Source organism: Euhalothece natronophila Z-M001 (assembly GCF_007904085.1).
GTDB classification, from domain to species: Bacteria; Cyanobacteriota; Cyanobacteriia; order Cyanobacteriales; family Rubidibacteraceae; genus Halothece; species Halothece natronophila.
On sequence record NZ_CP042326.1, the window covers coordinates 1 to 10,517 of the forward strand.

General features: G+C 42.2%; 7 protein-coding genes, 1 tRNA gene and 2 pseudogenes. 6 read left to right on the top strand and 4 right to left on the bottom strand.

What is annotated here, in order from left to right; genetic code table 11:
* Positions 1 to 2: 2 nt before the first annotated feature.
* Both FRE64_RS18060 and FRE64_RS00010 read left to right on the top strand, forming a co-directional pair.
* Positions 3 to 813 (top strand): annotated as a pseudogene (locus FRE64_RS18060) (amidase family protein); the annotation flags it as partial.
* Between the two features lie 203 nt (positions 814 to 1,016).
* Positions 1,017 to 1,685: an alpha/beta hydrolase gene (locus tag FRE64_RS00010; protein WP_222597837.1), complete on the top strand. Its 669-nt coding sequence runs from the start codon at positions 1,017 to 1,019 to the stop codon at positions 1,683 to 1,685.
* A gap of 36 nt (positions 1,686 to 1,721) precedes the next feature.
* On the opposite strand, the gene FRE64_RS00015 is transcribed toward FRE64_RS00010, so the two are convergent.
* From FRE64_RS00015 to mgtE, 3 genes and pseudogenes are all read right to left on the bottom strand, one after another.
* A tRNA-Asp gene (locus FRE64_RS00015) sits at positions 1,722 to 1,795 on the bottom strand.
* A 132-nt stretch (positions 1,796 to 1,927) separates the two neighbouring features.
* Positions 1,928 to 2,628, bottom strand: a pseudogene (locus FRE64_RS00020) (MgtC/SapB family protein).
* 94 nt (positions 2,629 to 2,722) lie between these two features.
* The gene (mgtE, locus tag FRE64_RS00025) at positions 2,723 to 4,093 is read right to left on the bottom strand and encodes a magnesium transporter (protein WP_146294081.1); all 1,371 of its coding nucleotides are present in this window, start codon (positions 4,091 to 4,093) and stop codon (positions 2,723 to 2,725) included.
* A 712-nt stretch (positions 4,094 to 4,805) separates the two neighbouring features.
* Here mgtE and FRE64_RS00030 point away from each other — a divergent pair.
* The 3 genes from FRE64_RS00030 (at position 4,806) to murD (ending at position 8,968) form a co-directional block, all read left to right on the top strand.
* Positions 4,806 to 4,994 (top strand): hypothetical protein, encoded by a 189-nt coding sequence (locus tag FRE64_RS00030; protein WP_146294082.1) that lies wholly within the window; start codon positions 4,806 to 4,808, stop codon positions 4,992 to 4,994.
* Between the two features lie 151 nt (positions 4,995 to 5,145).
* Positions 5,146 to 7,536, top strand: coding sequence for an ATP-dependent Clp protease ATP-binding subunit (locus FRE64_RS00035; RefSeq protein ID WP_146294083.1), 2,391 nt, complete (start codon positions 5,146 to 5,148; stop codon positions 7,534 to 7,536).
* Positions 7,537 to 7,615: 79 nt separating this feature from the next.
* Positions 7,616 to 8,968 carry a UDP-N-acetylmuramoyl-L-alanine--D-glutamate ligase gene (gene murD / locus FRE64_RS00040; RefSeq protein ID WP_146294084.1) on the top strand — a complete coding sequence of 451 codons (1,353 nt, stop codon included), beginning with the start codon at positions 7,616 to 7,618 and terminating at the stop codon, positions 8,966 to 8,968.
* Positions 8,969 to 8,975: 7 nt separating this feature from the next.
* Here the strand turns inward: murD and pth are convergent, their stop codons facing one another.
* Positions 8,976 to 9,548 (bottom strand): aminoacyl-tRNA hydrolase, encoded by a 573-nt coding sequence (pth, locus tag FRE64_RS00045; RefSeq protein WP_146294085.1) that lies wholly within the window; start codon positions 9,546 to 9,548, stop codon positions 8,976 to 8,978.
* Between the two features lie 117 nt (positions 9,549 to 9,665).
* On the opposite strand from pth, the gene FRE64_RS00050 reads away from it, so the two are divergent.
* The gene (locus tag FRE64_RS00050; protein WP_146294086.1) at positions 9,666 to 10,493 is read left to right on the top strand and encodes a hypothetical protein; all 828 of its coding nucleotides are present in this window, start codon (positions 9,666 to 9,668) and stop codon (positions 10,491 to 10,493) included.
* Positions 10,494 to 10,517: the final 24 nt, after the last annotated feature.

Below are 10,517 nucleotides of genomic sequence, written 5' to 3' on the forward strand. Positions count from 1 at the left end.
TAGAGGATGCAGCGGTTTTATTAGGCGCGATCGCAGGTCATGATCCAGCCGATAGCAAAGTTTAAATATTGAGATTCCCGACTATACCCAATATTTAACCCCTGAGTTACCCAAAGATCGCAAGCTCAAAATTGGCGTAATCACAGAAACTTTTGGCGAAGGACTCTCTGAGGAGGTAAAACGGCGGTTGAAGCGGGAATTGAACAATTTAAGGCGCTCGGTGCAGAAATTGTAGAGATCTCTTGTCCTCGTTTCCGTTATGGGTTGCCTGCTTATTATATTATTGCTCCTTCGGAAGCGTCTTCTAATTTGGCGCGGTATGATGCGGTGCGCTATGGAAAACGCAGTGAGGAGGCAGACAATTTACTCTCAATGTACACTAAGACCCGTGCGGAGGGGTTTGGTGCCGAGGTAAAACGTCGCATTATGGTGGGAACTTATACCCTTTCAGCAGGTTATTATGATGCTTATATTTGAAGGCGCAAAAGGTAAGAACGCTGATTAAACAGGATTTTCAGAAGGCGTTTGAGTCCAGTAGATTTATTAGTGTGTCCCACAGCACCAACGACGGCGTTTAAGGCAGGAGAAAAAACGGATGACCCTTGAGTATGTATCTATCGGACTTAACAACCGTTCCTGTAAGTTTAGCAGGATTACCAGCGCTCAATCTTCCTTGTGGGTTTGATTCTCAAGGCTTACCGATTGGAATGCAGTTGATTGCTAATGTATTAAGAGAGGATCAACTGTTGCATACAGCCTATGTTTATGAACAAGCAACAGATTGGGCATAAACAAAGTCCAGAAATTAGTTAATGGTGAGTTGGTTAAGGTCTAGGTTAGAGCAATGATTATGTTTTAGCAGTTGGCGCGATCGCGTATTTAGTGGCTGGTTTTACCCTATTTGCCACCCAAAGAAAACTGGTCTTTTCCCCTCTCAAATCATTCAGGCAACTCCTAGTGAGTATAACTTGCCCTATGAATCCGTTTATATCCCATGGGAGAGGAGGAATATATTCATGGCTGGTGGATGCCCAGTGAGTCTAGTGAGGCCCCTGTTTTACTCTATTTACACGGTAATGGGGGCAATGTGGGAACCAATTTACCTCGGGCGGAACGTTTTCATTCAGTGGGATTTCTGTATTTCCATTGATTATCGGGGATATGGGAAAAGTGAGGGGCGCTTTCCGAATGAAGAACGAGTGTATGAGGATGCCCAAGCCGCTTGGCGGTATTTAGTGGAAGAACAGAATATTTCTCCCGATAACTTATATGTGTTTGGTCATTCTCTCGGTGGCGCGATCGCGCTAGAATTAGCCAATCGCCAGCCAGAAATCCCAGGTTTAATCGTTGAGGGGTCTTTTACTTCTATCAAGGATATGGCGACCCATATTGGGCAATACAATTGGCTTCCCCTGAATTGGGTACTCACACAACGGTTTAACTCAAAAGAAAAGCTATCTTCTCTTGATATGCCCATTTTCTACATTCATGGCACTAATGATCCTGTCGTCCCCTATGAAATGAGCAAAGAACTTTATCAAGCCTCAAAAGGAGAAGCAGAACTCTGGCTAGTAGAAGGGGCTGGTCATCATGATATTGGGGAGATCATGGGAGGCACTTATGAGCAAAAAGTCTGGGACTTTGTCATGGAAAAAATCCTTCCTTGTCGCCCCAACCCTAACTGAAGCCCTTTCAGACTCGTTAAGATAGTGAGGTTAGAACGGGACTGACGGGGCTCGAACCCGCAACTTCTGCCGTGACAGGGCAGTGCTCTAACCAATTGAACTACAGTCCCTTAGAACGCGAATACTATAATAACCATTATTTAGGGTTTGTCAAATGCTAAACCAAAAATTCTTTAAAAGTCACTGTATTCAGAAAAGTTGACTTTAGAAAAAAGTATGATAGCCAAATCATAAGACAATAGCTAGCTCAATTGTTGCTCAGAAATTGTCCAGCTGGCACTGGTAATCATAGGCTCTAAACTTAAACGACTAATTACTTGTTCTAACAGCTTATCATTGCGATTTGGGTCGCTAACTCTGCTTCGACAACGACTTTTCCAGCTTCCTCTGCAATGTCCTCACTGCGTAAAGATCGCAGTTTCATGTCCCCCATACTGAGGGATTGTAATAACAAACTGCGGACTCGGGCTTCATCTTTTTCCCGACAAGTCAGGGAGCATTGATAGCAAAGTTCGATGTCTGTTCCGTCTAAAGGCTGTTGATTAATTTTATGACTAAAGTATCGCAGAACCGTATTCGACAATAAAACCGCGATCGCGCCCATAAAGGCTTCCGAGAGAAAACCTGCCCCTGATAACGCACCAACTGCCGCGGCACACCAAATCGTCGCCGCCGTATTTAAGCCACGAACAGTTAACCCTTCCCGTAAAATTACCCCACCTGCTAAGAAACCAATTCCCGAAACCACTTGTGCAGCAATTCGAGTCGGGCTAGCCTCTTCAGGGGTTAATACCGAGAGAATGACAAATAATGCTGCCCCAGTAGAAACCAAAGTATTCGTGCGTAATCCCGCCATTCTTTGTCGCCATTGACGCTCAAACCCCAAAGCAGAGCCTAATAAAAAAGCAACCACCAGCCGAATTGCAACCTCAAACCATACCATTTTCCTCGCTACCTCATATTGATAAATTAACGCAGGACAAACATTCTATCTGCCCCACGTTAAGTCATAATTAAATTAAAAGCCCAGTTACTATTTAACCAATGCCAAGAAATAGGTCAACTAAGCTAAAATAAATCAACAGTCCTACAAAGTCTTTAATCGTGGTGATGAAAGGATCGGCTCCAGGGCCATGGTCAAAGCCAGCTTTCAGCATAATCCAAGGTAAACAAGCTCCCAATACTGACCCGAGGAGAATGACACAAAATAGCCCTAATCCAACGGCAAGACCAATTTCAGGCGCATCATTGGGGATTCCTTGCCAAAATAAAGCAACAATACCCCCCATAATTCCTAAAGCAGCCCCCATCATTAAGCCAATTTTTACTTCTCGGAAAAGATAGGGGTAAAATCGTTTGACATCAATTTGATTCCAAGCCAAACCACGAGCAAAAATGGTACTGGATTGCGTGCCAACATTTCCTCCCATATCCATTACAAGCGGAATAAATACTGCTGCCACGACCACTGCTTCTAGGGTTTCTTCAAAGCGTTCGATTACACCCCCCACTAAGAAACCGCCAACAAGGGTAACAATTAAAAAGAGAATACGTAGCCGAATTGCATACCAAGGTGCGCCACGAACCAGACGTTCACTCCAAACGCGATCGCGCCCGGTTAAGCTACCAACCCCAGCTTTCGCATAAGCCGCATCAGTGGCTTCTTCTTCCACTAAATCAATGACATCATCAAAGGTAATATCCCCCACTAAGCGCCCTTCCCGATCAAGCACGGGAATCGCTGGCAAATCATAATCCTTGAGTAACTTCGCCGCTTGTAAATCTCGGGTATCGACACTAGCTGCGATTTGAGTTCCCTCTACAAGCTCACTCACTGGAACTTGGGGACTCGCTTTAATTAAGTTGACTGTTTGCAAAAAGCCTTTGTAATAGCGTTCTTTATCAATTAAAAAGATAATTGCTAACTCATTAGGATTAAGATTAGACTCTTTGACCTGTTCGAGGGCTGTTCCCACGGTAATATTATCGCGAACCGCAAGAAAGCGCAGATTCATAATCCGTCCTGCACTGCGCTCAGGATACCCAAGCAGTCGGTTAACGTTTTCCCGAGAATTGGGGCTAAGATTACCGATAAGGCGCTTAGTAACTTTTGCAGGAAGTTCCTCAAATAATCGCACTCGTTCATCTGCTGGCAACGCTTCTACCAAGTGCATTACCTTGGGATCTTCCATAGATTGAATGAGTTCAGCCTGCTCTTCTGCGCGAAGATATTCAAAAACAGCAATTGCTTTATCTTTATCTAATAGCCGAAAAGCAAGAACCCGTTTATCAGGGTCAATCTCCATCAAGAGTTGGACTAATTCAGTTGCTGGAATTTGATTAGCTTCTTTTTTTGCCGCTTGTAGGGCATTCGGTTGTAATAAGTCTTCGAGAACATTTTGATGCATAAAACACCTCTACATGAGTTTAAATCGGGTTTAATCAACACAAAGGAATCCTAATGTTAACCACCGACTCCCTCTCTCTCAGCACCATATCAAGCAATGAGACACGATTTCCCTAGCTTGAGAGAATAGGGAATGTCCTTTGATTAAGCGTAAAGAGCCCTCACAACGACAAGGACTGAATCAAGCCAAAGAAAAGACCTGAGTGTTACACTATAATGTTTGTCGCGACAAAGAGGTGTTCTAGTCTGATTTCCGAAAAAATAACTATTACTTTCTCGGCTCATCTCCTTATTTTCGCAGCCACTATGCCCAGTAGTGACCAGAGATGAACCTGCTATCTTCACATTTGGGCGAAAAAGCAGACATTCAAAGTTCTGAGCCACCACTGGCCATAGCCCCTACTTCGACTAGAATCCTCATCCTCGGTGAGGGAGTCTCGCAGTGCAGCTTGGCTACAACTACCAGCGGTTTCCATTCCTTATAAAGTCCTTAACTAACTTCAAAAAACTAAATCAGCAGCTTTTTAATAAAACTTTTAACTGCTTGTGTTGAATTATATCATCAATCACGGTTCTGTCAACTATGCAAACCAAGCCCCATGTTCTAGCACTTTAACGCCATAAATGGCGGCGTTTTGAACCTGTGATTTTGCGATAACTCTGCTATTTTATTAGATTGAGACACTTAGATCCTACTATCAACTTGTTTGAAGATGACAAACAACAATTCTTTAATCCAGCAATGGCAGAGCAAAATTAGAATTGCCGATAGTAACAATATACTAATCCACTGTAAAAACTGTGACGAAGAATGGGTTAACTCTGAGCCAGAAGTAACTTGTTATCAATGTGGAAGCAAAAACCTTGAGCAAATTCGTTGCTGGCAATTTCCAGACGATTGAGTCATAATTTGATAAATCTGAAGATATCTAGCCGTAAATTTCCCCCCTAGGGTTACGGCTATTCCCATTGTAAATACTTAATAATAGAGGATAAAGTGAAACCAATAGATAAGAAAAGTTAAGAAAGTCGTCTAGCTATAACGTATAAACTATGTTTGAATATTTTACTGATAAAGCCATCAAATCAGTTGTTCTTGCTCAAGAAGAAGCCCGACGGATGAAGCAAAATCTGGTAGGCAGTGAGCAAGTCTTGCTGGGGATCATTGCCGAAGGAACCAGTGAGGCAGCACAAATCTTAAATCAGTTGGGGGTAAAACTCCAAGATGCGCGTCAAATCGTAGAAGGATTAGTGGGTTCAGGTTCAGATAATGTGCCAGCGAATATTCCCTTTACCCCCCGAGCCAAGCGTATTTTTGAACAAGCTCTTGAAATTTCTCGGCAAAAATCTCAGGAGACCATTCTGCCTGAACATATTTTACTGGCAATGACTCAAGAAGAGGGAGTGGCTACTAAGGTATTGAACCAATTAGGGGTAGAACCTCAACAAGTAGCTAACCAATTACAAGAAGCCCTAGACAATCCTAACTCAGGCAATGACGAACCTTCTGCGCCTGCCGCTGCTACTATGGGAGGAGAAGGTCGTCAACGGGGATTTGGCTTTAATCAGCAGCAACAGCAACAAAGTGAGGGCTTAAAGTCTTTTGCTACCAATTTAACCGATCGCGCTAGAAATGAAGAAATTGACCCCATCATCGGACGCGACCAAGAAATTGAACGCACCATCCAAATTTTAGGTCGTCGCACCAAAAATAATCCAGTCTTAGTGGGAGAACCGGGGGTGGGGAAAACAGCAATTTCTGAAGGACTTGCCCAGCGCATTGTTCGTAAGGATGTTCCTGAATCTCTAGAAGATAAGGAAGTCTATAGCCTTGATATGGGCTTATTAGTTGCTGGCACTCGTTTTCGCGGTGAATTTGAAGAACGCCTGAAGAAAATTGTCAAAGAAGTGCAAGAGGCTGGCAATATTATTCTGGTCATTGATGAAATTCATACTCTCATCGGCGGTGGTGCCATGGAAGGAGGAATGGATGCGGCAAACCTCCTGAAACCCGCTTTAGCCCGTGGAGAATTACAATGTGTGGGAACAACCACCATGGATGAGTATCGCCAGTACATCGAGAAAGATGCGGCGTTAGAACGGCGTTTTCAACCTGTCATGGTGGATGAACCTTCAATTGATGAAACCATCGAAATTCTCAAAGGTATTCGCGCGCCTTACGAAGAGTATCATAAGATTAAAATTACCCCCGAAGCTCTCGAAGCGGCTGCCAAGTTATCAGATCGCTATATTAATGATCGATTCCTGCCAGATAAAGCCATTGATATTATTGATGAAGCTGGCTCACGCTTACATTTAAGTCAGTCCATGGCAGAAAAATCTAATGATGACGAACAAGCCGCCGAAATCACCACCGATAGTGAACAAATGCCAATTTTGGGCTTAGAAGAAGTAGCAACGATTGTTTCCTCTTGGACGGGCGTTCCTGTGACTAAGCTCACCCAAGCCGAGTCTGAATTGCTGTTAAATCTTGAAGATACCCTCCATGAACGAATTATTGGACAGGGTGAAGCTGTCAGTGCGGTGTCTCGGGCAATTCGTCGCGCTCGTGTGGGCATGAAAGACGAAGATCGACCCATTGCGAGCTTTATCTTCTCTGGGCCAACAGGTGTGGGTAAAACCGAATTAACCAAGGCTTTAGCAAAATATATGTTCGGGGATGAAGAGGCGATGATTCGCTTAGATATGTCCGAGTATATGGATCCCCAAAGTGTTTCTAAGTTAATCGGCTCTCCCCCAGGATTCGTGGGTTATGAAGAAGGCGGACAATTAACAGAACAAATCCGTCGTCGTCCTTATACGGTGGTATTATTAGATGAGATTGAAAAAGCCCACCCTGATGTGTTTAATAGCCTCTTACAGGTTCTAGACGAAGGGCATCTCACCGATGCCAAAGGGCGACAAGTTGACTTCAAAAACACCTTGATGATCATGACTTCCAATATTGGCTCAAAAGTGATTGAAAAAGGTGGCGGTGGACTTGGTTTTGAATTAGATACGGAAGAGGATAACCAATACACTCGGATTCGGAATCGAGTTCAAGAGGAAATGAAAAACTACTTCCGTCCTGAGTTTCTTAACCGTGTTGATGAAGTGATTGTCTTCCGTCAACTGGAAAAAGAGGAAGTTGTGGAAATCGCCGATTTACTCTTAGAAGAAATCAGTGCGCGGTTACGAGAACAACAAGGGGTTGAGTTAGAAGTCAGCGATCGCTTTAAAGAACGGGTAATTGAAGAAGGCTATGATGCCAGTTATGGCGCACGTCCTTTACGTCGAGTTTTGATGCGGTTGTTGGAAGATAACTTAGCTCAAGCGATTCTCTCAGGAGACATTTCTGAAGGGGAGACGGCTCGCGTGGATGCTGATGACGAAGGCAATATCCTTGTCGGTGAAGCTAATAAACAACTGCAGCCGGTGGGCTAATTTCTTTCTCCCTTCTTCTTAATCAATAAGGAGGAGGGAAAACCCACAACCAACCATCACTAACGAGTCTTACCGAGGAATGAAAGCATACGTAATTGGTTTAGGACGCTCTGGAATTGCGGCTGCCCGTGTCTTAAAAAAGCAAGGTTGGGAAGTAATAATCAGCGATCGCAACCTCACTCCCTCTCTCCAAGAAACTCAGCGTCGCCTAGCACAAGAAGGGATTACTGTCAAACTCAATGATACTCCCACGATTGAGGAAGTAAAAACCGTTGACACGATTATTGCTAGTCCTGGTGTTCCTTGGGATATTCCCCTGTTAGTCCGCGCCCGTGAATACAATATTCCTGTTTATGGGGAAATTGAATTGGCCTGGCGTAGTTTAAAGGATATTCCTTGGGTGGGCATTAGCGGAACTAATGGTAAAACCACCACAACTGCTCTTTGTGCGGCATTATTTCAAGGCAGTGGCTTAAATGCCCCTGCTTGTGGCAATATTGGGGACGCTGCCTGTGAGTTGTGCTTAAAAGATAGCAGTTGGGATTGGATTATTGCTGAAATTAGTAGTTATCAAATTGAATCATCGCAACAACTTGCCCCAGAGATTGGCATTTGGACAACGTTTAGCCCCGATCATCTCGAACGTCACTACACCCTTGAAAATTATTTTCAAATCAAAAAATCACTGCTCGATCGCGCTCACTTTAAGATTATTAATGGCGATGATCCCTATCTCCGCAGTTTAGCAGAAGAAAATTGGTCAAATGTGCATTGGACAAGTATTAAAGGGTTAGAGGGATTAATTGGTGAACCCAGTCAAGGCATTTATATTGAAGACGGGGAAGTTATTGCCTATGGGGAAAAAATCATTAATGTTAGTGACTTTCCCATGGTGGGGGATCATAATCTACAAAATTTACTATTAGCCATTGGCGCAGCCCGTTTAGCAGGATTAGACAAAAGCGCGATCGCGCAAAGTATTATTAATTTTAAGGGCGTTCCCCATCGCCTCGAACCCGTTTGCGAAATTAACGGAGTCTCCTTTATTAACGACAGCAAAGCCACTAATTATGAAGCTGCGTGGGTGGGATTATCTTCCGTTTCCAGTCCTGTTATTCTCATTGCAGGAGGGCAAGCCAAAACCGGTAACGATGAGGAATGGTTTAATCTTATTAAAGAAAAAGCCCAAGCTGTGTTACTCATTGGAGAAGCTTCTTCTAAGTTTGCTCAACGCTTAGAGGAAATTGGATATCAGGCTTATCAGGAAGTAGAAACCATGAATAATGCTGTTAAGACTGCCGTTAAAATGGCCGAGAAAAAACAGGGTTCTGTGGTGTTATTTTCTCCCGCTTGTGCCAGTTTTGATCAATATGACAACTTTGAACAGCGCGGTGATCATTTTCGGAAATTGTGTTTAAGCCATCACTCGTAAACTTCCCTTAATTATAAAGATTCATCGCTTTTTCTATCCCTTTTATTAGCACCGTTTCTATTACATCGGGAGCAACTTTTAGGGCTTCATTAATATGAGGCTGTTCTTCAGGGGAAAACTTACCTAAAACGTGACCAATTGTATCTTTACTACCGTCAATTTTTTGAATCCCAATTCGCAAGCGGGGAAAATCTTGAGTGCCTAAGTGAGAAATAATTGATTTCATCCCATTGTGTCCCCCTGCTGATCCCGAACTCCGTAAACGCAACCGCCCTACTGGTAAATCAAGATCATCATAAATAATTAAAACTGACTCTGGCGAAAACTTATACCAATCACAAACTGCTCGCACCGCTTGTCCTGAATTATTCATATAAGTTAGAGGTTTCAGTAACCGTATTTTGCCAATTTTTGGGGCAGCACCTTCGCTATAATACCCCTTAAAGCGATTATTTTTACTCCAATCTAATTGCCAATTTTTAGCTAAATTATCCACTACTTCAAAACCAATATTATGGCGAGTTTTATCATATTTATTTCCGGGGTTTCCTAAACCAACAATTAGCTTAATCTCGGACATGATTATTATTGATACCATACATCATAAGATAAATAATACCATATCAAGGAAGTAACTAAAAGTATTATTAGTTATCCTTATAATAGCAATAGCATTTTATTGAATAAAGAATAAAAAATGAAGCGAAATAATGATCTGGCTAATTTCTTTATTAATACTAAGGTTTTAATTTTACTAATTGGCTTAACCGCATTAAGTTATATTTTAACAAGTTTGCCGAGTGGTGTTACTCCTGATCCCAATCGAACTTGTATCACTGGCGGGTGGAAGTTTTTATTGGTTATGACTCATCTTCTTCCTTTTGTTATTATTCCTATAACGATGCAGGTTTTTTATAAAACTTTAAACTTGCTCAGTCACTCCTTACAAAGGATTTTTAAATGTCAATTAGGATTAGCCTTAATCATGGTCGCGATCGCGTCTGAAATTGGCTCTCATGTTACCCAATGTTGGTATTACGAAAATGAATTTACAGGTCTTAATTTTCTGTTTTATCTGTTTTTGATTATTGCCTTTGCGTTATGGGCTGATAGTTTAGTTAGAGAAGTTACTAGAAACGCTCAATTACTCAATGTCTTATTTGCTCTTAGTTTATTAACTGCTTCTATTTTATATCCTCTGGGGGAACAAGCTAATAATCCTAGTTATAAAATTCCACTTTATTTAACCCTAGCTTTAATTTTCGCTGTAATCACCTATCGAGGTTATCAATTAATTTTTTCTTGGAAGATTTTATTAGTTCCTTTCTTTTCAGTGGGAGTTAATTTAATGTTTATTGCCCTCTTAGCCACCTTAGGAGGCGATCCTTATACTAATCCTCAAGTGGCTTATAATGCGATTTTTCACAGTTTACACGATTTAGCAGGAACCCAAATGGGCGTACTTATTTTTACCTTCTTAATGTATGAAAAAGGCAGGGCAATTCTTAGCTCTAAAGAAAATTAATTTTTCAACTCAATTACATTTTAG

Bases quoted from the DNA above. Each gene is read 5' to 3' on its own strand.
- FRE64_RS00030 (WP_146294082.1), top strand. From the start codon at position 4,806: ATGACAAACAACAATTCTTTAATCCAGCAATGGCAGAGCAAAATTAGA.
- FRE64_RS00050 (WP_146294086.1), top strand. From the start codon at position 9,666: ATGAAGCGAAATAATGATCTGGCTAATTTCTTTATTAATACTAAGGTT.
- mgtE (WP_146294081.1), bottom strand. From the start codon at position 4,093: ATGCATCAAAATGTTCTCGAAGACTTATTACAACCGAATGCCCTACAA.
- FRE64_RS00035 (WP_146294083.1), top strand. From the start codon at position 5,146: ATGTTTGAATATTTTACTGATAAAGCCATCAAATCAGTTGTTCTTGCT.
- pth (WP_146294085.1), bottom strand. From the start codon at position 9,548: ATGTCCGAGATTAAGCTAATTGTTGGTTTAGGAAACCCCGGAAATAAA.
- murD (WP_146294084.1), top strand. From the start codon at position 7,616: ATGAAAGCATACGTAATTGGTTTAGGACGCTCTGGAATTGCGGCTGCC.
- FRE64_RS00010 (WP_222597837.1), top strand. From the start codon at position 1,017: ATGGCTGGTGGATGCCCAGTGAGTCTAGTGAGGCCCCTGTTTTACTCT.